This is a genomic window from Streptomyces sp. NPDC004126 (assembly GCF_050275515.1).
Classification (GTDB): Bacteria; Actinomycetota; Actinomycetes; order Streptomycetales; family Streptomycetaceae; genus Streptomyces.
Map to the genome: position 1 here is coordinate 73,764 of NZ_JBNNPF010000033.1, position 25,027 is coordinate 98,790.

Sequence of the window (25,027 nt, forward strand, 5' to 3'; positions counted from 1 at the left end):
TCATCGGAGCTCCGGGCTCAGCCGACCCGGGCGAGCCGCTTGCGGGCGCTCTCCGCGGATTCGGCGGTGGGCGCCTCGGGGCCGCTCATGAGGATCGACCGCTGGAGGCTGCGCAGGGCGGCCGAGGGCTCGATGCCGAGCTCGCGCACCAGCGTGGCGCGCAGCCGCTGGTAGACGCTGAGCGCCTCGCCGCGCCGGCCGGAGCGGTGCAGGGCGAGCATGAACTGCCCGTGCAGGTTCTCGTGGATCCGGTAGCGGCTGGCCAGGACGGTCAGTTCCGCGAGCAACTCGCGGTGGCGGCCCAGCTTCAGGTCGGCCTCGATGCGCTGGTCGAGCGCGCACAGCCGGGTCTCCTCCAGGCGGCGCGTCTCCATGTCCAGCTGCACCCCGCCGTCGACGTCGGCGAAGGCCGGCCCCGACCACAGGGCGAGCGCCTCGCGCAGCAGCCGCGCGGCATTGGGGAAGTCCGCGGCGTCCATGGCCCGGTAGCCCATCCCGGCCAGCCGGTCGAACTCGCGGACGTCGCTGGTGCCGCCGCCGCTGCTGAGCATGTACCCGCCGGGCAGCGTGACGAGGACGTCCTTGGCGGTGCGCGTCCCGTCGGTGCCCTCCAGGGCGGTGCCGATGAGACCGCGCAGCTGGAGCACGTAGGTCTGCAGGGTGGTGCGTGCGCTGCGCGGCGGCTCCGTTCCCCACAGCTCCTCTATCAGCGCGGCGACGGGCACGACCTGGTCCGCGTGCAGCGCGAGCAGCGCCAGCACCTGCCGGGGCTTGGCCGCCGTCGGCGTGATGGAGACCCCGTTCTCCCGAACGGTCAGTGCACCCAGTACATCGATGTCCACGCCGTACTCCCCTGCTTCGTCCGTGGATGAGCCCTTGACTTTCGCTGGAACGAGCAAAAAACAGCTCCGCCGGTTTGTCAATACCAAACCGGATGTACCGTTTTTCGCCGCACAGCCGCTGCCAGATCCACTCGACACCCCTTCTGACCTGCCACTTCATTGGTTCCAACGCCACTGGAGGATGGCTTCAAGGTCACCTCAGCCCGACAAAATGGCCGCGAAACCCGTACCGGAGTGGCTTGAATGACCCCTTAACCGACCGGGTGGTTGGCTGATTCGCACCCATGGCGGGTAGGAAACGGCATCCGGGGCGTGGCGAGCACCACGCTCCGGACGGCCGGGTACGTACCGGACTCCCCAACTACAAACCGCTTTCGCGGTTTGCCGAACGTGAATCCCGCTCGGCTCGTGCCGGAGCCTCGGCGGAAGAGCGCTGGAACCACGCTCAAAGCGGAGGCGGAGGGGTCCCCTCGACAACGCGCCGGCCGCAAAGGGTTCGCGCCACGGCCCAGACGCCGCAAGGCCGCCCGGCCGCGCACCCGGCACGGGCCCGTCGCACCGGCCGTCCGTCGGCCGCTGGCCGGAATCCTGCGGGCCGTCCGGCGCCGCGCCCCGGCCGGGAGACAGGTAGGCGACATTCCTCTTCGCGACAGCAATTCCCCGGGTGTCTCCACCGCCCGGCCCGGAGCACTTCCCTTCCACCGCCGCGGCCGCATACCGCCCGCTCACCGCCGAATCCCCGGCCGCCGGGCCGGCACCCGAGGTGAGCAGCATGGTCCGGGCTCCGGGTCGGCCCGCCGGCGCCCGCCCGAAGCCCCTCCGGCCCCTCGGCCGGGCGCCGGACCCGACCCGGTCGGCGAACGGCCCGCCCCAAAGGTGCGAAGCGAATCGTCCTGAGCGAATCGACGCGCGGGCTTCACCACCCCTTTACCGAGCGGGCATCGGCCGACTAAAGGATCACTCTCGGCGCACTTGAGATCGTTCCCGACCGATGGCGCGGATTCGACGCCGCCCCACGGCCCGAGACCTGGGCAAACACGGAGTCGCAGCATGGCCGGAAGGAATTCCTCCGCATATTCCGGAGCCAATCCTCGGACATCCCCTGGATAAAAAACCGGTTGGTATATATTTTTCTCGGCAGTCACACCTGTTACTGGCCAGCGCTGTCTAGGGGGAACAATGAGCGCGAGCACGTTTCATGTCGAGCGCGCAGCCATCTACGACCCGGCTTGGCGGTACGCCACCACGACGCCGGAGCAGAACGGCTTCAGCTTCCCGTCTCTCACCGCCACCGTTCCGAAGGAACTGGTCCACCGCGCCTCCGTGGCCGAGGTCCTGCTCACCAACTGGCAGCGCCTGGACGAGGGCCACTTCACGGTGAGCGCGCAGTGGCCCCGCAGCCACAGCTTCTTCACGCCGGTCGCAGGCGGCTACTACGACCCGCTCATCTGCGCCGAAACGATCCGTCAGATCGGCAGCCTGCTGGGACACGCGGAGTTCGGCGTCCCGTTCGGACACCACTTCCTCATGTGGGACCTCAACCTCACGGTCCACCCGGAGCACCTGCAGGTACGCCAGACCCCGGCCTCGCTGGACATCGAGATCACGTGCACGACGATCAGCCGGCGGGCGGGCCGGCTGACCGGGCTCGGCTACCAGGCGGTCGTCCGCCGCGAGGGGCACGTCGTGGCGACGGGCGGGGGCTCCTACACCTGCACCAGCCCGTCCGTGTACCGGCGGGTGCGCCCCGCGCACACCCTCGAACCCGGCCACCGCGCGCTGCCCCTGACGGCTCCCGCCGCGCCGCAGAGCGTCGGCCGGCTGTCGCCGACCGACGTGGTCCTCTCGCCCATAGGCGAGCCGAACCGCTGGCAGCTGCGGGTGGACACCCTGCACCCGGTCCTCTTCGACCACTGGGTCGACCACGTGCCGGGCATGGTGCTCCTGGAGGCCGCCCGGCAGGCCTCGGCGGCCGCGCTGGGGCGCTCGTCCTTCCTCCCGCTCAGCATCTCGGGCGACTTCAAGCGGTACGCGGAGCTGGACGTCCCCTGCGTGATCGAGGCCGAGCGCCTGTACTCCGACATCCCGGGCGCGGAGGAAGCCGTACGCGTGACGGGCCTCCAGGAGGGCCAGGTGATCTACACCGCCGTCGTCACGGCGGCCGCCTACGGGCACTGAGCCCGGCGGCGGCCACCGGCCCCGGCAACGGCGGCCTCAGGGCCGCGCGAAGGCGGCGAGATGGTCGCCGGCCCATTCCCGGAAGGAGCCCGCGGGCCGCCCGGTCAGTTCCTCGACCGCGCCCCCCACCCCCGCCTTGGCTCCGCGGCGCTGCCGCTCGGAACTGCTCAGCAGCGCCTCGACGAGGGGCTCCGGGTAGCGCGCGCTCCACTGGGCGCGGGCCTGCGCGGGATCCAGCTCCTCGAAGCGCAGCGGACGGCCGAGCAACTCGGCGAGCTGTGCGGTCTGCTCGGCGGCGGTCAGCGCCCGCGGCCCGGTCAGGGCATAGGCCCGGCCGGCGTGCCCGGGCGCGGTCAGCGTGCGCACGGCGACCTCGGCGATGTCGCGCGGATCGACGCAGGAGTTGGCCGACGACCCGTACAGGGCCCGCACGACGCCGTCCGCGCGGATGGACGACGCCCAGGACAGGGCGTTGGACATGAAGGAGCGCGGACGCAGCAGCGTCCACTCCATCCCCGAGCCGCGCAGGAGGTCCTCGTTCTCCCGCTGCCAGCGCGTGATGAGGTCGTCGGCGTCCCCGTCCTCCACGGCGGCCGCCGAGAGCTTCACGACGTGCCGCACCCCGGCCGACCTCGCGATGCGCAGGAACCGCGCGTCGTCGTCGCGCCCGACGCGGCTGGTCACCAGGAAGACGCTGTCCACGCCTTCGAGGGCGAGGGCGAGCGACTCCGGGTCGTCGTAGTCCCCCCGAACGGTCTCGGCCGTTCCGTTCTGCTGCGCCAGGCGTGCGGGTTGCCTCGCCATCGCCCTGACCCGGAGGTCCGGGGACAGCCGTCGCAGCACCTCACGCCCCACCGTCCCAGTGGCGCCCGTCACAAGAATCATCGTCCGTCCTCACTCATTTTTGGTCCTCAGGGGTGGCGGCATGGTTGGCGTCGGAGTTACCCGCTGTAAGATACGTACGGGACGGACGGTTTGCATCAGGGCTTCCGACGCTCCGACGAAACCTGATGAAGGAGGAGCCACCGTGGCTGAACAGGTCCGAGCCATCCGCACGCGCCAGGCCATCCTGAGCGCTGCGGCCAAGATCTTCGAGGAGCGGGGCTACCAGGCCTCGACCATCTCCGAGATCCTCACGGTCGCCGGCGTGACCAAGGGGGCGTTGTACTTCCACTTCCAGTCCAAGGAGGACCTGGCCCTCGGCGTCCTCAACGCCCAGAACCAGAACCTCCCGCTCCCGGAGCGCCCCTCCAAGCTCCAGGAGATCGTGGACATAGTGATGCTGCACACCTACCGGCTGCAGACCGACCCCATGGTCCGCGCGGGCGTACGGCTGACCATGGACCAGCGCGCCGAAGGACTCGACCGCAGCGGACCGTTCCGCAACTGGGCCGTCCCGGTCGGCGAGCGGCTGGACAAGGCCCAGCTCCAGGGCGAGCTGCTGCCGCACGTGCACCCCGCCGAGACCGCCGACGTGATCGTGGGCGCCTACGCCGGCATCCAGTCGATGTCCCAGGCCCTCACCGACTACCGGGACCTCGTGGTCCGGGTCAGCGCCCTCCTGCGCCACCTGCTGCCGAGCATCGCCCAGTCCTCGGTCCTCGCCTCGCTGCACCTCGGCGAGTCCCGCGCCGCCGAGGTCTACCACGAGGCGCTCCTGCTGGCCCAGGAGCGGGAGGCCGCCGGCTCGCTCAGCTGAGCCGGATCCCACGCCCGCCTCCCGGGGCCGCCACCGCGGCCTCGGGTGCGCAACCCCCGCGGCCGAAGTACGCCGACAGCGCGCCGCCCAGCGGGCTGCCCCCCGGCGACCAGCCGACATGGCCGTCGGGCCGTACCAGCAGCGCCTCGTGCGCCGCGCCGGGCACCCGCCCGGTCCGCACCACGCGCAGGAGCGGCGCCCACGCGCGCGCCTCCTCCTCGTGGCGCGCCCCGTCCTCCCCGAAGAGGAGCAGCAGCGGCCGGCCGTCCCGCAGCAGGGTGACGAGGTCGTCCGCCCCGGCCGGCAGCCGGAAGTTCGGCAGGAACCGGCCCTCCCACGAGGACGGCCGTTCCGTGTACGCGGGAAGCACCGCCCCCTGCGCGCTGATCATGTCGGCGAGGCCGCCGGCGTACCGGTCCTCGGCCAGCAGTCCCGCGAACAGCCCGCGCAGCGCGTCGACGTCCTCCCCGGGCCGCATCAGCGCGAGCTGCGCCCGGGTGTTGTCGACGACCGCCCGCGCCGCGGGGCGGCGCTCCAGGTCGTAGCTGTCGAGCAGCCGCTCCCCCGCCGCGCCGCGCACGGCGAGCGCCAGCTTCCAGCCGAGGTTCAGGGCGTCCAGCACCCCGGTGCTCAGCCCCTGCCCGCCGATGGGGAAGTGCAGGTGCGCCGCGTCGCCCACCAGGAAGGCCCGTCCCGTGCGGAAGGTCCGGGCCAGGCGCGTGAAGTCGCTGAACCGGGTGATCCAGCGCGCCCCCGCCATCGCGATGTCGCGGCCGGCGATGCGGGACACCTCGCCCTGCAGTTCCCGCGGCGTCGGCTGCCGTTCCCGGCCCTCGTACGCGCCCGTGCAGTCCAGCGTCCGGACGTGCGTCTCGCCGCCGGGCGTCCGCTTGGAGACGATCCAGCCGCGCGGGGTGCGCAGCCAGCCCTGCTCCAGGGCTTCCGGGTCCTCCAGCGTGGCCAGCCCGGCCAGGGCGGAGACCGAGGCCGGTGCCGTGTCGGAGGCGATCCCCAGCCGTTCGCGTACGGTGCTGCGGGCCCCGTCGGCGCCGACGAGGTACTCGACGCGGCAGGCCGCCGGGCCGCCGGGCCCCTCGACGTCCAGCCGCACGCCGTCCGGCTCCTGGGCGATCCCGGTCACGCGGTGTCCGCGCAGCACCCGCGCGCCCGCCGCCCGGGCCCGCTGCTCGAAGAGCCGTTCCAGCTCGGCCTGCGGGCGCTTGAGGATCGGCTCCGGCTCCCCCTCGGGCGCGGTGATGACCAGCCCGTGGATCCCGGCGAAGTGGAACGCGCCCGAGGTCGCGCCCGCGCCGGTCCCGAGGGCGTCCCCGTTCCCGGGCAGGTATCCGCGCCGGGCGAGGCTCTGCACCGCCCGGGCGTGCAGCGTCGTGGCCTTGGGCCGCTCGGAGACCTCCGTGCGCTCCTCCAGGACCACCGTGTCGACCCCGTACCCGGCCAGCTCGGCCGCGACGAGCATGCCGACCGGCCCCCCGCCGACGACTGCCACTTGTGCCCGCAAAGCCTTCCCCTTCCCCTCCCGAAGTACCGCCGGGCAGAAAATATACCGGCTGTCCCGTTCTTTTCAATCACCTCGGGTCGGGAGGCCGACGGCGCGGGCCGACCGCGCTCCGCCGGCACCCCCACGGCCCGCCCGACCCCGATCCGCCGGAAAGGCCTAGGCTGCGCGCATGATCAGCTCATCCCTCCGCCTGGTGCCGGTGACCCCGGACAACTTCGAAGCGGTGACCGCCGTCCGCGTCCGTCCCGACCAGGAGCACCTCGTCGAGTCCGTCGCCCAGTCCCTCGCCGAGGCCTACGTCCACGGAGAGCCCGCGTGGCCCCGCGCCATCCTCGACGGCGACGAGGTCGTCGGCTTCGTGATGGCCTTCCTGGACATCGTCTGGAACCCGGCGAAGGACCCGGAGCACCGCCGCTCCGGCATCTGGCGCCTGAACATCGCCGCCGAGCACCAGGGCAAGGGCTACGGCCGCTTCGCCGTGGAGGCCGTCACGGAGGAGATCCGCCGGCGCGGCGGGACCCGGGCCTACGTCACCTGGCACGACAGCGACGACAGCCCGGCCCCGTTCTACCTCGGCCTCGGCTTCCGCCCCACGGGCGAGCTCAGCGGCCCCCAGCCCGTCGCCGTCCTCGAACTCGCGTGACGGCCGGGCGGGCACCGCACGACACGGCCTAGGCGAGCACCACGGTGCCGGGCACCCCCGGCTCCGTGCCCGCTCCCGCTCCTTCCCGGAACTGCTGCGGGCTCACCCCCCGCACCCGTTTGAAGGCCGCGGACAGTGCGAACGCGCTCCCGTACCCGACCCGGCGGGCCACCGTCGCCACCGTGGCGTCCGGCTCGCGCAGCAGGTCGGCGGCCAGGGCGATCCGCCAGCCCGTCAGGTAGGCGACCGGCGGCTCCCCGACCAGCTCGGTGAAGCGCCGGGCCAGCGCGGCCCTCGACACCCCGGCCCGGCGGGCCAGTTCCTCCACGGTCCACCCGTACGCGGGGTCCTCGTGCAGCAGCCGCAGCGCCGCCCCGACGACCGGGTCGCCCTGGGCGCGGTGCCAGGCCGGCGCCCCCGAGCCGGGGGCGGCGAGCCAGGCCCGCAGCACCCCGATGAGCAGCAGGTCCAGCAGCCGGTCCAGCACGAGCTCCTGCCCCGGCTCGTCCCGCGCCACCTCCGAGGCCAGCAGGGTGATCAGGGTGGCGTCGGCCGCCCGCACCGGCCGGACCAGCACCGCGGGCAGCGCCCCCAGCAGCCGCCGACCGATCTCGCTCGGCGCCTGGTAGGTCCCGCTGAGCAGCACCACCGAACCGGTGCCCTCCCGCGCCGGGCCCCAGGTCCGCACCCCGAGCGAGAACCGCTCGGTGACGTCCTCGCCCTGCGCACTGCACCGCTGGTCGGGGCCGATCCTGACGCCGACCGGGGTGTCCGCCGCGTCGGCGAGCGTGTACGGCACGGGTCCCCGTACGACCGCCACGTCGCCCGGCCCGATCCGCACGGCCTCTCCGTCGTCGGGCAGCAGCCACGCCGAGCCGCGCACGAGCGTCATCACCGACAGCGGGGCCCGGTCCTCGACCCGCATGGCCCACGGCGGGTCGAAGACGGACTTCATCAGGAAGGCACTGCGGGCCCTGGGCCCTTCGAGGAGTCCGGTCAGCGTGTCCATGACCTCATCCTCGGTCGTCCCAGACCCCGCTCGCCGCCGCTTCGCGCGCGTAGTCGGCGAAATCCCTGGCCGGGCGCCCCAGCACCTCCTCGACCCCGTGGACCAGGTGCGCGTTGCGCCCGTCCGAGATCAGGGTGAACAGGTCGGCGAACTCCTCGGGGAGGCCGTGCTCGCTCAGGACCGCCCGGTACTGCGCGTCCGTGACCGGGACGTACGCGATCTCGCGCCCGGTCGCCTTGGACAGCTCGGCGGCCACCTCCGCGAAGCCGAGCAGCCGCGGCCCGGACAGCTCGTACGTCCTGCCGATGTGCCGGTCGTCGGTGAGCGCGGCCACCACCACGTCGGCGATGTCGTCGGCGTCCACGAAGGCCTCCACGGCGTCGCCCACCGGCAGGGCGATCTCCCCGGCCAGCACCGAGTCCAGGAAGAAGTACTCGTCGAAGTTCTGGTTGAACCAGCTGGCGCGTACGACGGTCCAGTCGGCCCCGGAGTCCCGCAGCCGGCTCTCGGCGAGCCGGGCCGCCTCCTCCCCGCGCCCGGACAGCAGCACCAGGCGCCGCACCCCGGCGGCCACGGCGGTCTCGGCGAAGGCGCCGATGCTGTCGGCCGCCCCGGGGAAGGCCAGGTCGGGGTGGTAGGTGACGTACGCCCGGTCCACGCCCTCCAGTGCCGGGCCCCAGGTCTCGGGCCGGTGCCAGTCGAAGGCCGGCTCGCCGGTGCGGGAGCCGATCCGTACCGCGCGCCCCTGGGCCTCCAGCCGCTCGGCGACCCGCCGTCCCGTCTTGCCGTTGCCCCCGATGACGAGGGTGACCGTGTTCTGCGCCGTCTGCGTCTCGTTCGTGTTCTTCGTCATGACACCCAGTCAAGCCGCGTCCGGCGAGAGTGGACATGGCTCAGACGCTCTCCCGCATGCGCGAGCGTCTACTTCTCCGCGAGGGTGTGCTTGACCAGGGCGTTGGCGTGGCCGTGGCCGATCCCGTGCTCGGTCTTCAGCCAGGAGACGAGCTCCATGTGCCTGGTCAGCGGGGAGGAGCGGATGAGGTCCGCCCATTCCGCCACCGGGCGGCCGTACTTCTTCTCGATCGACGGGAAGTAGCTCGCGGGGCCCTTCACCGGCTGCTCGCTCATGTCGTGTCGCTCCTTGTACCTGGTGCCAGTCGGACGGGGAATGCGAACCGGAGTGCGGGACCGCTCAGCCGGCGGCCACGGGGACGTACGCGTGCACCTGCGCCCCGCTGTCGCCGAGCACGGTGGTGCCCACCGGGCGCAGGGTCTTCACCGGCGAGTCCTCGCCGAAGAGCCTGCGCCCCTTGCCCTGCACCACCGGCAGCGTCCACAGCCGCAGCTCGTCGAGCAGGTCGTGCTCGATCAGGGCGTTGACCAGCCGGCCGCTGCCGTAGACGAGCAGGTCGCCGCCGTCCTGCCGCTTGAGCGCGGCGACCTCGGCGGCGAGGTCGCCGGTCAGGAAGGTGGCGTTCCATTCGGGGGCGGCGGTGCCGGAGCCGACGACGTACTTCGGCAGTGCGTTCATCCGCTCGGTCCCGGCGTCGGCGCCCTCGGCGCGCGCCGTCCAGGCCGGTGCCATGCCCTCGTACGTCACCCGGCCCAGCAGCAGCGCGTCGGCGGCGGCGAGCTGCTCGCCGGCGAACTTCTCCGCCTCGGCGTTCCAGAAGGGCATGGACCAGCTCGGGTCCTCGAAGACGCCGTCGACGGAGACGAAGACGGAGGCGATGACCTTGCGCATGCTGTTTCCCCTAATCATGTGTACGGCGTCCACATTCAGACGCTCCGCAGCCTATCCAGAAAAGTGGACGCCGTCCACATCCTGGCCCGCGGCCCGGTTCCCGCTCTTCACAGGGGTAGACCGGCCCCCTCCCCGAAACTCATCGCCGACACCGCGAGAAATTTCCGGACACCCTCCCCACCACCCCCCACCTGCGTAAACGAGGTGCGTACCGGCCGAACGCGCCGTAGGGTCGACTCCCGTGGAACCGCTCACCGAAAAACAGATCCGCTCGTCCTTCGTGAACTGCACCAAGGGCGAGGCCGCACGCCTGCGCCTGCCCCTCGACTTCGCCGAACTGCCCTGGCAGGACCTGGACTTCCTCGGCTGGGTGGACCCGGGCGCCCCGCTGCGCGCCCACCTCGTCGTCCCGCGCCCCGAAGGCCCGGTCGGCATCACCCTCCGCGTGCCCGCCGCGACCCGCACCAGCGCGGTGAAGTCCAGCCTGTGCCAGATCTGCCTGACGGGGCACGCCTCCTCCGGCGTCACCCTGCTCGCCGCCCCGCTCGCGGGAGCCCGCGGCCGCGAGGGGAACACGGTCGGCACGTACATCTGCGCCGACCTCGCCTGCCCCCTCTACGTACGCGGGAAGCGGCAGCCGAAGCTGCGCGCCGGGCGCCACGAGGAGTCCCTGACCGTGGACGAGCGGGTCGCGCGGATGTGGGACAACCTGGACTCCTTCGCCGCCAGGATCACCGCCGCGACTGCGGCCTGAACCGAGCGGCCGGACCCTCAAGGAGAGTTGGGGTCCTGGAATGTGATCACATAACAGCATGACGAGGACTCTCTACCTGTTCTGCTCCGCCGCCCCGCCCGTCTTCGACGTGGCCCATGTGATCGAGGACGCCCAGTCGCGCGGCTGGGACGTGTGCCTGGGCCTGACGCCGACGGCGGCGCGGTGGGTGCAGGAAAGCCTCGACGGCCTCGCCGCCCTGACCGGCAACCCGGTGCGCTGGCAGTACAAGCTCCCCGGGGAGCCCGACGTGTGGCCGGCCGCCGACGCCGTCCTCTTCGCCCCCGCCACCTTCAACTCCGTCAACGCCTGGGCCCTCGGCCTCACCGACCGGTTCACCGTCGGCGTGGCCGCCGAGGCCCTCGGCAAGGGGACCCCGGTGGTGGCCATGCCGTGCACGAACGCCGCGCTCGCCGCCCACCCCCAGTTCGAGCAGTCCCTGGCCGTGCTGCGCGGCGCCGGCGCCGAACTGCTCTACGGCGAGGGCGGCTTCCAGCCCGGCCCGGCCGGCCCCGACGCCCCGCCGCACTTCCCGTGGCAGGTCGCCCTCGACGCCGTGGACCGGGCCGGAACGGTCTCCGTCTAGGGACTACTCCCCGGTGACCCCGTCGATGGCCTCGCGCAGCAGGTCGGCGTGCCCGTTGTGCCGGGCGTACTCCTCGATCATGTGCGCCAGGATGTAGTGCAGCGAGTACGCCTGGTCGCCGAAGTGCCCCCGTACGTCGAGGGACTCGGCGGCCGCCACGATGGCCCGCGACCGCTCGCAGGTCTCCTCCCAGATCCGGAAGGACTCGGCGGGGTCCGCGTCCTCGACGTGGAACTCCGTCCACTCCCCGGCCTCGTTCTTCGGGAAGTAGCCGCGTACGTCCTCGTCGTTCAGGACGTTGCGGAACCAGCCGCGCTCCACCTCCGCCAGGTGCCGGACCAGCCCCAGCAGGCTCAGTCCGGACGGCGGGACGGCCCTGCGCCGCAGCTGCTCGTCCGTCAGGCCCGCGCACTTCATCCGCAGGGTGTCGCGCTGCCACTGGAGCACGCTGGTCAGGGTGGAGCGTTCGTCGCCGGTCAGTACGGGCGGGGTGCGCTGTTCGAGGTCCATCGACAGATGATCACAACGGCACCGGGGCTCCCACCGGTCATTTCACATCCCGGACACCCGCTCCGCCCCGGCCGCCGCCAGCGCCCGCACCCCCTCCGCGCTGCTCCCGTACCGCGGCTCCCAGCCCAGCTCCCGCCGCGCCCTGGCGTTCGAGAGCCGCAGCGAGCTGCCCATGATGGCGTGCGCCAGCGGAGCCGCCCGCAACACCCACAGCGGCACCCTCATCGGCGCGGGCGCCCCGTACGCCTGCGCCACCGCCCCCATGTGCGCGGCCCAGCCCAGCGGGGTGTCGTCGACGATGTTGTACGCCCGCCCGGCACGCCCCGACTCCAGCGCGAGCACCACCGCCCGCGCCGCGTCCCCGACGTCCACCCAGCTCAGCGCCCGGCCCTGGTCGGCGACCACGGGCAGCTTCCGCCGCCGCAGCAGCGGCACCAGGTGCGTGTCGGTGGTGCCGGCCCCGTAGAACAGGCCGAAGCGCAGGCTGACGCCCTCGATCCCGTCGGCGGTGAAGGCCAGTTCCTCCTTGGCCCGCATGGCGCCGATGTGCCGCTCCAGCGCGGCGTTCGCCCCGCGCGGCCCGAAGCCGTCGTCCTCGCCGATCAGGCCCGCGCCGTGGTCCCCGTACCCGTAGCCGAACATCATCGACTCGACCAGGAACCGCCGCGCCCCCGTCTCCCGCGCGGCGGCCAGCAGGTTCACCGTGCCCTCGGTGCGCAGCCGGTTCGTGGCCGCCATGTCCCGGTGGGCGGCCATGGCCTTGCCGGAGAGCGCGGTCGCGGCGTGCACCACCGCGTCGAACCGCCGCCCGTCGACGGCCCGCAGCAGCCCCTCCCGGTCGAGCAGGTCGGCCCGCACGTCCATCCCCGCGCCCCGGCCCAGTCCGGCCACCTCGTGGCCCGCGGCCCGCAGCGCGGCCGCCGCCCGCCGCCCCAGTACCCCGCTCGCGCCCGCCATCAGCACCAACATCCCGGCCTCCTCCGTCGTGGTCTCACCCAGGGGACAGACGGGCCCCGCCGGATGTGACACCTTCCCGGAAGGAACCGAAAAAACTTCTGACGTCTCCGACGAGCAGCTCCGGTACTTCCATCGCGGGGAAGTGCCCGCCCCTGTCGTACGAGGTCCAGCGCACGATCCGGTCGGTCCGCTCGGCGATGTGCCTCAGCGGGACGAAGTTGTCCCGCGGGAAGTCGGCGAGCGCGGTCGGGGTGTGCGAGACCTCCGGCGGCTGCCCGTGGTAGTCGGCGTGGGCCCGCTCGTAGTAGATGCGCGCGGCCGAACCGGCCGTCCCCGTCAGCCAGTACAGCATCACGTTGGTCAGCATCTGGTCCCGGTCGACGGGGGTCCGGGGGTCGCTCCACTCGGTGAACTTCTCCCCGATCCAGGCGAGCAGCCCGGCCGGCGAATCGTTCAGCCCGTACGCGAGGGTCTGCGGCCGGGTCGCCTGGATGTCGGCGTACCCCTGCCGCTCCCGCGCCCACACCCGGTACCGCTCCCAGGAGGCCAGCGTCCGCTCCCGCTCGGCGGGCTCCAGCGCCGCGAGTTCCGCCTCCCCGGGCTCGGCGGTGGCCCCGGCCCCGGGCAGCAGGTTCAGGTGCACCCCGACCACGTTGCCGGGCCGGATCCGCCCCAGCTCCCGCGAGACGGCGGCGCCCCAGTCACCGCCCTGCACCCCGTACGCGTCGTACCCGAGCCGCTCCATCAGCGCCCCGAAGGCCCGTGCGACGCGCTTGAACTCCCAGCCGGCCTCGGTGGTGGGCCCGGACGGCCCGAAGCCGGGAATGCTGGGCAGCACCAGGTGGAAGGCGTCGCGCGGGTCCCCGCCGTACGCCCGCGGGTCCGTCAGCGGCCCCGCCACCTTCTGGAACTCCACGAACGACCCCGGCCAGCCGTGCGTCATCAGCAGCGGCAGGGCGTCCGGCTCGGGCGAGCGGACGTGCGCGAAGTGCACCCGGGCCCCGTCGATGACGGTGGTGTACTGCGGCCATTCGTTCAGCCGCGCCTCGGCGGCCCGCCAGTCGTACTCCTCGCGCCAGTACCGTACGAGTTCCCGCATCTCCTGCGGCGGCACCCCGTACGCCCGCCCCACGCCTTCCAGCCCGTCGGGCCACCGCGTCCGCCGCAGCCGCGCGTCGAGGTCGTCGAGCTCCTCCTGCGGCACGTCGAGCCGGAACGGCGTCACACCATGATCGTCCATGCCCCCACGATGCCAGTCCTACCCGAGCACCTGGGTGTTCTGGCAGGCGGTCAGCAGCCAGCGCCCGTCGTCCTGCCGGGAGACCACGTACAGCGGGGCCCCTTCGCTCTCCTCGCCCGCGCCCAGGTACCGCTGGCGGACCTTGACGGCGGCGACGTCGTCCCGGATGAAGAACACGTGCCCGACCTCGTAGGAGACCTTGCCGTCCCAGTCGGCGGCGGGCAGCACCTGCCGGGTGAACTCCGCGATCGCGTCGAAGCCGATGAGGACCTTGCCGTGGGCCGTGGTCCATATCGCGTCCGGGTGGAAGAGCCCGAGGAACTCCTCGGGGTCCTTGTTCTGCTGGGACCGCTCGACGGTGGCGACGAGCTCGTTGATCGCTGCGATGTCCGCCGCGCGCGGCGTGGTGTCGTTGTCCATGCGCGTCATCCTCGCACCTCAACCACGCTTGAGATCAAGCGGCGTAGAGATCGAAGGTGGAGCCCCGCCGGGGTCCGGCCACGACGTCGAGGGCCGGGTCGACCGTCAGCATCGCCTGGTGCAGCCGCTGCAGTTGGGGCGACGGCTCGACGCCCAGCTCCCCGATGAGCCGGCCGCGCAGCCGCCGGTACGCGTCCAGCGCGGCGCCCTGCCTCCCGGACCGGTAGAGCGCCACCATCAGCTGGGAGTGCAGCCCCTCGTGCTGCGCGTGGCGTGCCGTCAGCTCGGTGAGTTCGGCGAGGAGTTCGGTGTGCCGCCCGAGCCGCAGGTCGACGTCGATCCGCCGCTCCACCGCGACCAGCCGGCTCTCCTCCAGCCGCATGACCTCGATCGCCAGCACCGGCCCCACCCGTACGTCGACCAGCGCGGGCCCCTGCCACTGCGCGAGCCCCGCCCGCAGACGGGCGGCGGCACCCTCGTCGTCGCCGCCCTCGAAGGCGGCGAGGCCCCGCGCGACGAGGTCCTCGTACGCGTGGACGTCGACGGCCTCCGGCGGCACCTGCAGCAGGTACCCGCCGTGCCGGGTCGTGAGGACGTCCTTGGCGGCCCCCGGCCGGCCCGGCCCCATGGCCGTGCCCAGCCTGCGGCGGAGCTGGAGGATGTACGTCTGGAGGGTGGTCAGCGCGCTGTTGGGCAGGTCCTGGCCCCAGATCTCCTCCATGAGCGTGGGCACCGGCACCACGCGCCCGGGATACAGCGCGAGCAGGGCCAGGATCTGCCGCGGCTTGCCCGCCGACGGCATGATCGACTCCCCGTCGACCTCGGCACTGAACGGTCCCAGAATCCGGATCCTCATGGTCTCCTCCTCCGCAGTTCGTCGATGCACCCCGACGACACCGGAAGCCCCGGCGCGCCGTCTCCCACACCCACTCCGGCCCCTGCCGACACCCAGGCCCCCGGCCGCCGCACCCTCCGGCAACCCCTGGACCCCCGCGGCCGTACGACCACTGCCGACGGGCCGCCACACACTCCGGCGAGACCAGCGCGCCCGGGGCCGCTAGACCGCACTCCCGAGGAACTCGTACCTCCGCCCCCCACCCGGCTCCCGAGCGGCAGCGGAATCGGCAGCGGAATCGGCAGCGGAATCGGCAGCGATCCGGTACTCCCGCACCCGCTCCGCGCCCACCAGGCTCGGCAGCAGCAGCCCCCACAGGGCCGCCACCTTCCGCTGGAGCTCCTCGTACGACAGCCCCGTCCCGGCCAGCACCTCGATCCCGCAGACGGCCGCCGCCACCAACGCCTCGGCGCTCTCCCACCGGTCGGCGGCCGAACCGGCGTCCTCCGCACCGTCGGGCACCCCGACGGCCGGCCGGTCCAGCGGCAGTTCTCCCACGTCCCGCGCCATCCGCAGCAGCTCGCACACCGCCGACAGCCACGCCCCGTGGAAGTCGACCGAGGTCGGCTGGTGCCCGGCGCACTCCTTGGTGATCCGGAAGCTCGCCGGGATCGCCGGATCCTCGTGCAGCGTCCGCGCCAGCCAGTGCGTCGTGTCGATCAGCGCCTGCAAGGGCGAGGCTCCGCCCTCCCGCAGCCCCCGGACCGCCTCGTGCAGCAGGCCGCAGCCGCGCTGCTGCACCGCGTCCGCCAGCTCGTCCTTCGAGGCGAAGTGAAAGTACAACGCCCCCTTCGTGACCCCCGCCGCACCCGCGATCTCACCGAGTGTGGCGTTGGCGTACCCGTTGCGGTGGAACAACTCGGCCCCGGCGAAGACCAACCGCCTGCGGGTCCGCTCCGACCTCTCCTGCACCGCTCCGTCTCCCTTTCGCCCCGCTCCGTCCCTGCACCTACCGCCGGCCGGCCCCGCCCGGCGCCGGCCGCGCGCGGGTCAGGCCCGTACGAGCCGCTCGGCCCGCACGGCCGCCCCGGTGCCCGCCCCGGCCACCACCGCCGGCTTGCCCACGCCCTCCGGACCCGCCATCAGGATCGACCGCTGGAGTCTGCGCAGCGCGGTGGACGGCTCCAGCCCGAGGTCCCGCACGAGCGTGGCGCGCAACCGCTGGAACACGTCGAGCGCCTCGCCGCGCCGGCCGGAGCGGTGCAGGGCGAGCATGAACTGCCCGTGCAGGTTCTCGTGGGTGCGGTACCGGCTCACCAGCACGGTCAGTTCCGCGAGCAGCTCGCGGTGGCGGCCCAGCTTCAGGTCGGCCTCGATGCGCTGGTCGAGCGCGCACAGCCGGGTCTCCTCCAGGCGGCGCGTCTCCATGTCCAGCTGCACCCCGCCCTGCACGTCGGCGAAGGCGGGCCCGGACCACAGGCCGAGCGCCTCGCGCAGCCGCTGCGCGGCGACGGGGAAGTCGCCCGCGTCCATCGCCCGGTAGCCCATCCCGGCCAGCCGGTCGAACTCGCGGACGTCACTGGTGCCGCGGTCGCTGTTCAGCAGGTAGCCGCCGGGCAGCGTCACGAGGACGTCCTTGGCCGTGCGGTCCTCGTCGCCGTTCCCCTCCAGGGCGGTCGCGATGAGCGCGCGCAGCTGGAGCACGTACGTCTGCAGGGTGGTGCGCGCGCTGCGAGGTGGCATCGACCCCCACAGCTCCTCGATCAGCGCCGACACCGGCACGACCTGATCGGCGTGAAGGGCCAGGAGCGCCAGGACCTGCCGGGGCTTGGGGGCGGTGGGCGTGATGGAGATCCCGTTCTCCCGCACGGCGAGCGCGCCCAGTACATCGATGTCCACGTCGTACTCCCCTGTCCTTTGGATGAGGTCGCAAGAGCCAGTAGAAAACAGGACGGACGGTTTGTCAATGCATCGCCGTCCAGGCAGTTCTCAGCCTGGCGAAATCTCGGCGCCACCCAGAAATCCCATCTGACCTGGGATTTCGCGGACAACCCGCTCACCCAGGACAGCTTGGAGCCCTTCAGCCGCCTCACAACAGGGGTCATATAACACCCATCGGGGCCATAAAATCAAACCATTCAGTCTGTTTCTTGCTCCGTGGGCTCTGTGGGCTCCGCGGGCTCCGCCCCGGCCGGTGCGATACCCGGCAGCACCACCGTCCAGATCCGGGCCAGCGCCTGATGGGGGGTCCATTCCGGTTCCACGGCCCCCAACGCCTTCAGCCCGGCCGTGAAGGCCACCACCACCCGTGCCGCGTCCTGCGGAGCCAGTCCCTCGGCGAGGAGCCCGGCCCGGTCGGCGGTGGCCATCAGTTCCTCCGCCCACAGACGGCACTGCCCGCGCAGATCCACCAGGCTCTGGTGGGCCGCGTCGGCGCCCAGCGCGAATCCGGCCCGCACGACGACGTCCGCCGCCAGCAGTTCCAGCAGCGCGTACGTCGCGTCGACGAGCACCTTCAAGGGGGCGCCGGCCCGATCCGGTTCGCCTTCCGCTTCGGCGATCCGCCGCAGCGCCCGCGCGGCCCGGGCCTCCACGGCGCGGGCGAGGGCGGGCTTGCCGTCGAAGTGGAACTGCACCGCGCCGGAGGTCACCCCGGCCCGCTCGCTGATCGCGGCGATCGACGCGGCCGCGAAGCCCTCCGCGGCGAACACCTCCGCCGCGGCGAGCACGAGAGATTCCCGCGTGCGTGCCGCACGCTCCTGCTTGACCATGAGGGGCTCCACACCGCAATCGCCGCATCCGCGGGCCGCCCCACATCCAGGGGGTACGAGATCCTGGGCCACAGTCGACTCCCGCACCGGAGCCGGACCGGACTCCCGGCGGAGCCGCCCCCCACCGTCAACGCCGCGGACACCGGCAGCTCCCCCACCACCCCACCGGCGTTAACGCCGTTAACGCCCACCCCACACCCCGGACCGGCGGCCACCGCCACCGTTAACGCCGTTAACGCCCTACCCCCGCCCCCGTACCCCCAGCGCCCGCACCACGGGCCCTGTCGCGGCCGTCGTCACCAGGGCCATCAGCACCAGCACGGTGAACAGCTCCACCCCGATCACCCCCAGCCCGAGCCCCACGTTCAGCACCACCAGCTCCGTCACCCCCCGGCAGTTCATCAGCGCCCCCAGCAGCACCGCGTCCCTCCGGCGCATCCCCGCCGCCAGCGCCGCCACCGCCGCCGCGCCCCACTTCGCCGCGACGGCCACCCCCAGCACCGCCGCCGCCCACCACCAGACCCCGCCGCCCCGCAGCGCCCCCACGTCGGTCCGCAGCCCGCTCCCCACGAAGAACAGCGGCAGCAGCACCGGCACCGCGAAGTCCCGCATCCGCCGCGCCGCCGACTCCACCGCCTCCACCCCCCGCGGCACCACCGCACCGAAGACGAACGCCCCGAACAGCGCGTGCACCCCCAACGCCTCCGTCGCGTACGCGGCCAGGCAGACCCCGCCGAACAGCACCACCACCACCCCACCGCCCCGCTCCCCCACCCCCCACCGTCCGGCCCCCCGGGCGAGCAACGGCCGCACCCCCCACCACATCCCCGCGACGAACACCCCGGCCAGGGCCGCCCGCCACAGCCCGGCACCCGCCCCACCGCCCCCGGCGACGGCCACCACCACCGCCAGCAGGCACCAGGCGATCACGTCCACCACCGCCGCGCAGGCCATCGCCAGCGCCCCCACCGGCGTCCCGTACAGCCCCTGTTCGGTGAGGATCCGCGCCAGTACGGGAAAGGCGGTGACGCTCAGCGCCACCGCCACGAACAACACGAACTCCGCCCGCCCCACGCCCTCCGGCGCGAACGTCCCGTACAGCCCGAGCGCCAGCAGCCCCCCGAGCCCCAGCGGTACCCACACGCTCGCCTGACTCACCACCACCACGGCCCGTCGCAGCCCCCGCAGCATCCCCACGTCTAGTTCCAGCCCCACCAGGAACATGAAGACGACGAGCCCGAGGTTCCCCAGTTCCGCCAGATGCGGGAGCACCTCGTCCGGCAGCAGCCACCGCTGCCCCCGGGGCCACAGCCACCCCAGGAACGTGGGTCCGAGCAGGATCCCCACGGCGATCTCCCCGACCACCGCCGGCTGCCCGACCCGGCGGGCCAGCACCCCGCCCGCCCCGCACGCGAGCACGACCACCGCCACGGCGCCCAGCACTCCACCCGCCACGGCCCTGTCCTGCCCCGGGCCCCTCCCCCAGAACCAGAGGGCCTGCGACTTCAGGAGGTCGCCCGCCGCCCCACCAACAGCCCGATGCCGTCGAGGATCCGCTCCAGCCCGAACTCCAGGGCCTGGTCCTGCCCCCCGTGCGCGGCGACGGAGGCCAGCGCTCCGGCCAGCGCCGGATACTCCTCGCCCCTCGTCCCCACGACCTCCGCCAGCACGGCCCCGAGTTCCTCGTCCGGGCCCCCGGCGCCGGCCGTCGCCCGTTCCTGCTCGGCGATCCCGCGGACGTGTCCGGCCACCAGCACCACGGCGTCCATCGCCTCGGCCCCGGTCAGCCCGCAGCCCTCCAGCGCGGCCAGTGCCCGCTCCAGCCACCCGACCTCCCGCGGCCCCACCGCCCGCGCCCCCACCGTCGCGTCCAGCAGCCACGGATGGGCCCGGAAGCCGGCCAGCAGCTCGCGCGCCCACACCCCGAGCCGCTCCCGCCAGCCGTCCCCGGCCACCGCCAGCGCCGCGTCCAGCCCCCCGGCCGGATCCGGCATCGCGGCCTCCACCATCAGCGCGACGGCCTCCGCCTTGCCCGGCACGTACCGGTAGAGCGCCATCTTGGTGACCCCCAACTCCCCGGCCACCCGCTGCATCGACACCCCGCCGAGCCCCTCACCGTCCGCGATGCCGACACCGGCCAACGCGATCTGCTCCAGGGTCAGCCCCCGCCGCGGCCCCCGCGCCGGCGTCACCGGCGGCCCCCACAACAACCGCACCGCCGCAGCCCACTGCCCGTCCGCCACCGGATCCCCTTGCCCTCGCACCAAAACCGCGTCTACCGTACACACAAGAAACAGCATCCACCGGACGCAATAATTCGCGCCCCCATACCCCGAAGGACCGACTCCCCATGCCGCCCGTCACGACCGTCCTGATCTCCGGCGCGGGCATCGCCGGCCCCGCCCTCGCCCACTGGCTCGCCCGCCACGGCTTCCACCCCACCGTCGTCGAGATCGCCCCCGCCCCGCGCCCCGGGGGCCGGGCCGTCGACTTCCGCGGCGAGACCCACCTCCACGTCCTCGACCGCATGGGCGTCCTCGACGAGCTCCGCCGCGTCCAGACCGGCGGCACCCCGATGACCTTCGTGGACGCCGACGACCGGGAACTCCTCCGCCTCCCCGCCGCCTTCGCGGGCGGAGACGTGGAGGTCCTGCGCGGCGACCTCTCCCGGATCCTCCAGGAAGCCTCCCGCTCCTCCACCGAGTACCTCTTCGGCGATACGGTCACCTCCCTCACCGAGACCCCGGCCGGCGTGGACGTCACCTTCCGCCACGCCCCGCCCCGCACCTTCGACGTCGTCATCGGCGCCGACGGCCTGCACTCCACCGTCCGCCGCCTCGCCTTCGGCCCCGAGGAGCGGTACGTCTCCCACCTCGGCCACTACGCCGCCACCTGGAGCCTGCCGGGCGACCCGCACCCCACCCGCCCCGGCTCCGTGGGCTTCAACGCCCCCGGCCGCCTCGCCTCCGTCGCCGCCCCGCCCGCCGCCCCCGGCCGGGCGGGCGCCTTCTTCCTCTTCGCCTCACCCGAGCTGCCGTACGACCGGAACGACCCGGCCGCCCACAAGGCGCTCATCACCCGCGCCTTCGCGGGTCTGCCCTGGCGGGTGGGCCCGCTCCTCGACACCCTCGCAGCCGCCGACGACCTCTGGTTCGACTCCATCAGCCGCGCCGACGTCGGCAACTGGTCCACCGGCCGGACGGCCCTCCTGGGTGACGCCGCCTGCGGCGCGACGATCGGCGGCATGGGCACCGGCACCGCCGTCGTCGCCGCGTACGTCCTGGCGGCCGAACTGGCCCGCACCCCCGAGGACCCCCGGTCCGCCTTCCGCCGCTACGAGTCCCTCGTCCGCCCCTACGCGCGGGCCTGCCAGCGGGGCGGCGACCGCACCGGCCCCTTCCTCGCCCCCGCCAGCACCCTCGGCCTGCGCCTGCGCAACACCCTCCTGAGGCAACCCCGCGCCCTGGCCTGGCTGCTGAAACAGGGCCGCACCACGGCCACCCTCCCCCCTGCCCCTCCTCCCCCGCCCCCGTTAACGGCGTTAACGCCGTTAACGCCCCCTCCCCCGCACCTTCCAGCAAAAAGTAACAACCAAAACCGCCCCAACAAGCCATAAAACCCCACGCCCAAGCCCCTTAAAAGTACTGGTCGACTGGTTTTCTTTCGCCCGCCCGAACTAGATTGACCTTCCCCACAGCGGACGTAACCGACAATCAGGAGCACACGTGGCGAGGGTCAGGCAGGAACGGGCCGAGATCACCCGGCAGGCGATCCTCGACGGCGCGGCCGTCGCCTTCGACCGCGCCGGCTTCGGCGGTACCAGCCTCAGCGACGTCGTCAAACGCGCCGGAGTCACCAAGGGCGCCCTCTACTTCCACTTCCCCTCCAAGGAAGCCCTCGCCCGGACCCTGATCGACGAGCAGTTCCAGGTGTCCGAGGACGTCCCGGCCCTGGAGGACCCGGGCCTCCAGACGGTCATCGACCTCACCCACCAGATGGCGTTCGGGCTGCGCACCAACGTCCGCATCCGCGCCGGCATCCGCCTGGTCATCGAGTTCGGCTCGTTCACCAGCCCGGACCCGTCCCCGTACAACGCCTGGATCGAGACCTGTCGCAGCTGTCTGACGCCGGCCCAGGAACGCGGCGACGTCCTGCCCTCGCTCGACGTGCAGGACCTCTCGACCTTCATCGTCGGCTCGTTCACCGGCGTCCAGGTGACCTCGCACGTCCGTGCCGACCGCGAGGACCTGCACGCCCGGGTCGTCGACCTGTGGAACTACCTCCTGCCGGGCATCGTGCCCGCCCCCCGCATCCCCCTCTTCGACCCGGCGGGCTCTGCCGCCTGCCGCGCCGAACTCGACCTGCCCGCCCCGCAGGCACCCGTACCGGTCGGCTGACGGAGCACCCAGGGCGGATCCGGGCGCCCCGTCGTCCATTTCGTTAGCAAAACCCAAGCGTGGCGCCCACGCGCACCCAAGAACGTTAGTAAAGTCCCTCTCATGACTTCGCCCTCGTCCCAGAACGACCGAGAGAAGGTCGTCTCCAAGCTCCCCCCGTGGCTCCGCCAGGAGTTGAAGATCCGCACCGCCCAACTGCGGGTCGACATCCAGGACGCCGTCCACCAGGGCATCGCGCACTGGAGCGCCCTCGCCTCCGCCCCCTCCCCCGTCGACACCTCCGGCGCCGAGTCGTTCTCCACCTGGCTGCCCGCCGGCCAGTGGGAGTCCTTCCGTACCGACTCCAAGGACCGCGGCGTCTCCCTCATCCAGGGTCTCGCCCAGGCGGTGCACCTCTGGCTGGAGCTGAACCCGGCCCCCACGGTGAAGCGGCCGTCCGTCGTCCGCCGCATCGTCGTGTGCAACCAGAAGGGCGGCGTCGGCAAGACGGCCGTCACCGCCGGCACCGCCGAAGCCCTCGCCGAAGACCCGGCCAGCCTCCACCCGGTCCGCGTCGCCCGCCAACTGGCCCGCCGCACCACCCCCGAGGAAGCGGACGCCGGGCACCCGGCCACCTCCGCCCTCGACCTCGAAGACCTCCCGGGCCTGGGCATGCGCGTCCTGCTCGTCGACTTCGACCCGCAGGGCCACCTCACCAAGCAGCTCGGCCAGCAGCCCCTCCCCATCGGCGGCGACAGCCTCACCTGCCACATGGCCGGCGAAGCCAAGGGCCCCCTCCAGGACCTCATCGCCCCCATCGAGCACGACCGGTTCGGCGACCGCCTCCACCTCCTGCCGGCCTGCACGGACGCCTTCCTCCTCGACGTCCGCCTCTCCACCGTCCGCGCCCGCGAGGCCGCCCTCGAACGCGCCCTCGCCCCCGTCGAGTCCGACTACGACGTCATCCTCATCGACTGCCCGCCCAGCCTCGGCCTCAGCATGGACGCCGCGATCTACTACGGCCGCCGCCGCGACACCGAACAGCCCGGCGCCTCCGGCGCGCTGATCGTCGTACAGGCGGAGGACTCCTCGGCGGACGCCTACGACCTCCTCACGTCCCAGATCAACGACCTGCGCGACGACCTCAGCCTCGACATCGACTACCTCGGCCTCGTCGTGAACCTCTACGACGGCCGCCGCGGCTACATCGCGACCTCGTCCCTCCAGGCCTGGATGGACATAAAGGATCCCCGGGTCGTGGCGATCGTCCCCGACCTCAAGGAACAGCGCGAGTCCGTCCGCCTCAAGCAGCCCCTCTTCGTCTACGCCCCCAACGGCGACCAGGCAGTCGCCCTGCGCGCCCTCGCCCGGGAGATCTCATGAGCAGCAAGGCAGACAAGCTCGGCGTCTCGGCTTCCTTCGCACGGGCCCAGCCCGTCAGCGTCAGCTCCCGCCGCGCCGCCATCGCCGAGGCCACGGGCGCCCCCACCTCCGGCGTCGTCCCGCCCTCCGAGGTTCCCATCGAGGCCCTCGCCCACAACCCGTTCAACCTCCGCGAGGACCTCACCGACCTCGACGAGCTGGCCCAGTCCCTGACCGTACGCGGCCAGCTCCAGCCCCTCGCGGTCGCGACCCGGCTCGCCTTCATGGAGGCCCACCCGGGCCAGACCGACGGCCTGGGCCGCGCCCCGTACGTGGTCATCGACGGCAACCGCCGCCTCGCGGCCGCCCAGCTGGCCGGGCTCAAGACGATGCACATCCACGTCAACGACGCCCTGTCCGCCTCTGCCGCCGACATCCTCGAATCGGCGCTCATCGCCAACGTCCACCGGGTCGACGTGGCCCCCATGGACCAGGCCCGCGCCCTCCAGGAACTGGTCGACGTCCACGGCTCCCAGGCCCAGGTGGCCAAGCGGATCGGCAAGACGCCGGCCTGGGTCTCCCAGCGCCTGACCCTCCTCAACCTGACGCCCGACCTCCAGGAGAAGGTGGAGACGGGCGAGCTGAAGGTCGAACCGGCCCGCCGCATCGGCCGCCTCCCCCAGGAGGAACAGACGGCCGCCGCCGCCGAGACCATTAACGCCGTTAACCCCCCGCGCCAGCGCACCCGCCCGACGCCCCAGACCGTTAACGGCGTTAACGCCGTTAACGCCGCCAGCGCCCCGAAGCCCGCCCCCGCTGCCCCCACCGCAGCCACGCCCCGCATCACGATCTCCACGAACTCCCCGGAGACCATCGCGGACGCCCTCACCGCCCACCTCACCCCGGACGACCTGAAAGCCGTCACGGAGCTCCTCATGCAGCGCATCTGAGCTGCCGCACCCACGCCGGGGGCGCTGACGGCGTTAACGCCGTTAACGCCCCCACGTGTGTTTCATGTGCGTTCAAGCGTGCGATTCACATAAGGTGCTCCTGGAGGTAGTACCGATGAGCGAGACGAACGAACAGACCACCCTCTTCGCAGCGGTCGACGCCCTGCTCGAAGAAGCGGCCGCCCAGGACGGGCTTCCCCACCCCGACGAGCGCAAGCGCCTGCGCGAGGCCGCCGGCCTGAGCCAGGACCAGATCGCCAAGGCCCTCTCCGTCCGCCGCGAGACCGTCACCTCCTGGGAAACCGGCCGCACCGCCCCCCGGCCCCCGAAGCGCGCCGCGTACGCCCGCCTCCTCGAAGGCCTCGCCGCCCTCCACCCGGCCCCCGCCGACGGCGTTAACGCCGTTAACGCCGAACCCCCGGCCGAACCCACCCCCACCCCGACCGTTAACGCCGTTAACGCCGCGCCGCCCACCCCGACCATTGACGCCGTTAACGCCGAACCGGCCCCCGCCCCCACCCCGGCCCCGCGACAGGCGCGAAGCGCAGCCGGTCGGTCTTGGCCAGGCCGAAGATCAGCAGGATCAGGCCCGCGGTCGCCACGACCTCGCCGAG

26 protein-coding genes and 2 pseudogenes are annotated in these 25,027 nt (G+C 72.9%); 10 read left to right on the plus strand and 18 right to left on the minus strand.

Annotated features, from left to right (window positions below; genetic code table 11):
• Nucleotides 1-17: 17 nt before the first annotated feature.
• Nucleotides 18-842 carry an AfsR/SARP family transcriptional regulator gene (locus tag ACQKM2_RS27360; RefSeq protein ID WP_427714397.1) on the minus strand — a complete coding sequence of 275 codons (825 nt, stop codon included), beginning with the start codon at nt 840-842 and terminating at the stop codon, nt 18-20.
• A gap of 1,179 nt (nt 843-2,021) precedes the next feature.
• Between ACQKM2_RS27360 and ACQKM2_RS27365 the strand changes: the two genes are divergently transcribed.
• Nucleotides 2,022-3,020: a ScbA/BarX family gamma-butyrolactone biosynthesis protein gene (locus tag ACQKM2_RS27365; RefSeq protein WP_427714399.1), complete on the plus strand. Its 999-nt coding sequence runs from the start codon at nt 2,022-2,024 to the stop codon at nt 3,018-3,020.
• A 36-nt stretch (nt 3,021-3,056) separates the two neighbouring features.
• On the opposite strand, the gene ACQKM2_RS27370 is transcribed toward ACQKM2_RS27365, so the two are convergent.
• Nucleotides 3,057-3,905, minus strand: coding sequence for an SDR family oxidoreductase (locus ACQKM2_RS27370; RefSeq protein ID WP_427714401.1), 849 nt, complete (start codon nt 3,903-3,905; stop codon nt 3,057-3,059).
• Nucleotides 3,906-4,047: 142 nt separating this feature from the next.
• Between ACQKM2_RS27370 and ACQKM2_RS27375 the strand changes: the two genes are divergently transcribed.
• Nucleotides 4,048-4,719, plus strand: a complete 672-nt coding sequence (locus tag ACQKM2_RS27375) for a ScbR family autoregulator-binding transcription factor (protein WP_427714403.1) — start codon at nt 4,048-4,050, stop codon at nt 4,717-4,719.
• On the opposite strand, the gene ACQKM2_RS27380 is transcribed toward ACQKM2_RS27375, so the two are convergent.
• Nucleotides 4,712-6,238: an FAD-dependent monooxygenase gene (locus tag ACQKM2_RS27380; RefSeq protein ID WP_427714405.1), complete on the minus strand. Its 1,527-nt coding sequence runs from the start codon at nt 6,236-6,238 to the stop codon at nt 4,712-4,714. The two genes, ACQKM2_RS27375 and ACQKM2_RS27380, sit on opposite strands and share 8 nt — an antisense overlap.
• Nucleotides 6,239-6,407: 169 nt before the next feature.
• On the opposite strand from ACQKM2_RS27380, the gene ACQKM2_RS27385 reads away from it, so the two are divergent.
• Nucleotides 6,408-6,881 (plus strand): GNAT family N-acetyltransferase, encoded by a 474-nt coding sequence (locus ACQKM2_RS27385; protein WP_427714406.1) that lies wholly within the window; start codon nt 6,408-6,410, stop codon nt 6,879-6,881.
• A gap of 28 nt (nt 6,882-6,909) precedes the next feature.
• Here ACQKM2_RS27385 and ACQKM2_RS27390 read toward each other — a convergent pair whose 3' ends face one another.
• The 4 genes from ACQKM2_RS27390 to ACQKM2_RS27405 form a co-directional block, all read right to left on the minus strand.
• Entirely contained in the window at nt 6,910-7,890 is a 981-nt protein-coding gene (locus ACQKM2_RS27390) for an AraC family transcriptional regulator (protein WP_427714408.1), read from the minus strand.
• 4 nt (nt 7,891-7,894) lie between these two features.
• Nucleotides 7,895-8,743 (minus strand): NAD(P)H-binding protein, encoded by an 849-nt coding sequence (locus tag ACQKM2_RS27395; RefSeq protein ID WP_427714409.1) that lies wholly within the window; start codon nt 8,741-8,743, stop codon nt 7,895-7,897.
• A gap of 68 nt (nt 8,744-8,811) precedes the next feature.
• Nucleotides 8,812-9,018, minus strand: a complete 207-nt coding sequence (locus ACQKM2_RS27400) for a DUF4287 domain-containing protein (RefSeq protein ID WP_427714411.1) — start codon at nt 9,016-9,018, stop codon at nt 8,812-8,814.
• Between the two features lie 64 nt (nt 9,019-9,082).
• On the minus strand, nt 9,083-9,634 hold the full coding sequence (locus ACQKM2_RS27405; RefSeq protein WP_427714413.1) for a dihydrofolate reductase family protein: 552 nt from the start codon (nt 9,632-9,634) through the stop codon (nt 9,083-9,085).
• Nucleotides 9,635-9,875: 241 nt separating this feature from the next.
• Here ACQKM2_RS27405 and ACQKM2_RS27410 point away from each other — a divergent pair, with 241 nt between their 5' ends.
• Both ACQKM2_RS27410 and ACQKM2_RS27415 read left to right on the plus strand, forming a co-directional pair.
• Nucleotides 9,876-10,388, plus strand: coding sequence for an FBP domain-containing protein (locus ACQKM2_RS27410; protein ID WP_427714414.1), 513 nt, complete (start codon nt 9,876-9,878; stop codon nt 10,386-10,388).
• 58 nt (nt 10,389-10,446) lie between these two features.
• On the plus strand, nt 10,447-10,992 hold the full coding sequence (locus ACQKM2_RS27415) for a flavoprotein (protein ID WP_427714416.1): 546 nt from the start codon (nt 10,447-10,449) through the stop codon (nt 10,990-10,992).
• A 3-nt stretch (nt 10,993-10,995) separates the two neighbouring features.
• Here the strand turns inward: ACQKM2_RS27415 and ACQKM2_RS27420 are convergent, their stop codons facing one another.
• The 10 genes from ACQKM2_RS27420 to ACQKM2_RS27465 form a co-directional block, all read right to left on the minus strand.
• Nucleotides 10,996-11,502 (minus strand): DinB family protein, encoded by a 507-nt coding sequence (locus ACQKM2_RS27420; RefSeq protein WP_427714418.1) that lies wholly within the window; start codon nt 11,500-11,502, stop codon nt 10,996-10,998.
• A gap of 42 nt (nt 11,503-11,544) precedes the next feature.
• Nucleotides 11,545-12,471, minus strand: coding sequence for an NAD-dependent epimerase/dehydratase family protein (locus ACQKM2_RS27425; protein ID WP_427714420.1), 927 nt, complete (start codon nt 12,469-12,471; stop codon nt 11,545-11,547).
• Nucleotides 12,472-12,493: 22 nt separating this feature from the next.
• Nucleotides 12,494-13,699 carry an epoxide hydrolase family protein gene (locus ACQKM2_RS27430; RefSeq protein ID WP_427714422.1) on the minus strand — a complete coding sequence of 402 codons (1,206 nt, stop codon included), beginning with the start codon at nt 13,697-13,699 and terminating at the stop codon, nt 12,494-12,496.
• Nucleotides 13,700-13,717: 18 nt separating this feature from the next.
• On the minus strand, nt 13,718-14,119 hold the full coding sequence (locus ACQKM2_RS27435; RefSeq protein ID WP_427714424.1) for an SgcJ/EcaC family oxidoreductase: 402 nt from the start codon (nt 14,117-14,119) through the stop codon (nt 13,718-13,720).
• A 34-nt stretch (nt 14,120-14,153) separates the two neighbouring features.
• Nucleotides 14,154-14,975, minus strand: a complete 822-nt coding sequence (locus tag ACQKM2_RS27440; RefSeq protein WP_427714426.1) for an AfsR/SARP family transcriptional regulator — start codon at nt 14,973-14,975, stop codon at nt 14,154-14,156.
• A 201-nt stretch (nt 14,976-15,176) separates the two neighbouring features.
• Nucleotides 15,177-15,926, minus strand: coding sequence for a ScbR family autoregulator-binding transcription factor (locus ACQKM2_RS27445; protein ID WP_427714428.1), 750 nt, complete (start codon nt 15,924-15,926; stop codon nt 15,177-15,179).
• A 78-nt stretch (nt 15,927-16,004) separates the two neighbouring features.
• A complete protein-coding gene (locus ACQKM2_RS27450; RefSeq protein ID WP_427714430.1) occupies nt 16,005-16,853 on the minus strand; it encodes an AfsR/SARP family transcriptional regulator in 849 nt (282 codons plus the stop codon).
• A 239-nt stretch (nt 16,854-17,092) separates the two neighbouring features.
• Complete coding sequence (locus tag ACQKM2_RS27455) at nt 17,093-17,725, minus strand: TetR family transcriptional regulator (RefSeq protein ID WP_427714432.1); 633 nt, start codon at nt 17,723-17,725, stop codon at nt 17,093-17,095.
• A gap of 240 nt (nt 17,726-17,965) precedes the next feature.
• On the minus strand, nt 17,966-19,180 hold the full coding sequence (locus ACQKM2_RS27460; RefSeq protein WP_427714433.1) for a cation:proton antiporter: 1,215 nt from the start codon (nt 19,178-19,180) through the stop codon (nt 17,966-17,968).
• A gap of 50 nt (nt 19,181-19,230) precedes the next feature.
• A complete protein-coding gene (locus ACQKM2_RS27465; RefSeq protein ID WP_427714434.1) occupies nt 19,231-19,968 on the minus strand; it encodes a TetR/AcrR family transcriptional regulator in 738 nt (245 codons plus the stop codon).
• Between the two features lie 107 nt (nt 19,969-20,075).
• Between ACQKM2_RS27465 and ACQKM2_RS27470 the strand changes: the two genes are divergently transcribed.
• The 5 genes and pseudogenes from ACQKM2_RS27470 to ACQKM2_RS27490 form a co-directional block, all read left to right on the plus strand.
• Nucleotides 20,076-21,341 carry an FAD-dependent monooxygenase gene (locus ACQKM2_RS27470; RefSeq protein ID WP_427714436.1) on the plus strand — a complete coding sequence of 422 codons (1,266 nt, stop codon included), beginning with the start codon at nt 20,076-20,078 and terminating at the stop codon, nt 21,339-21,341.
• A gap of 109 nt (nt 21,342-21,450) precedes the next feature.
• Complete coding sequence (locus tag ACQKM2_RS27475; RefSeq protein ID WP_427714438.1) at nt 21,451-22,122, plus strand: ScbR family autoregulator-binding transcription factor; 672 nt, start codon at nt 21,451-21,453, stop codon at nt 22,120-22,122.
• A 102-nt stretch (nt 22,123-22,224) separates the two neighbouring features.
• Nucleotides 22,225-23,484, plus strand: coding sequence for a ParA family protein (locus tag ACQKM2_RS27480; protein WP_427714440.1), 1,260 nt, complete (start codon nt 22,225-22,227; stop codon nt 23,482-23,484).
• A complete protein-coding gene (locus tag ACQKM2_RS27485) occupies nt 23,481-24,413 on the plus strand; it encodes a ParB/RepB/Spo0J family partition protein (RefSeq protein ID WP_427714441.1) in 933 nt (310 codons plus the stop codon). Before ACQKM2_RS27480 ends, ACQKM2_RS27485 begins: the two co-directional genes overlap by 4 nt.
• Nucleotides 24,414-24,528: 115 nt before the next feature.
• Nucleotides 24,529-24,723: pseudogene (locus ACQKM2_RS27490) on the plus strand (helix-turn-helix transcriptional regulator); the annotation flags it as partial.
• A gap of 217 nt (nt 24,724-24,940) precedes the next feature.
• Here ACQKM2_RS27490 and ACQKM2_RS27495 read toward each other — a convergent pair.
• A pseudogene (locus ACQKM2_RS27495) lies at nt 24,941-25,027 on the minus strand (aquaporin family protein); the annotation flags it as partial.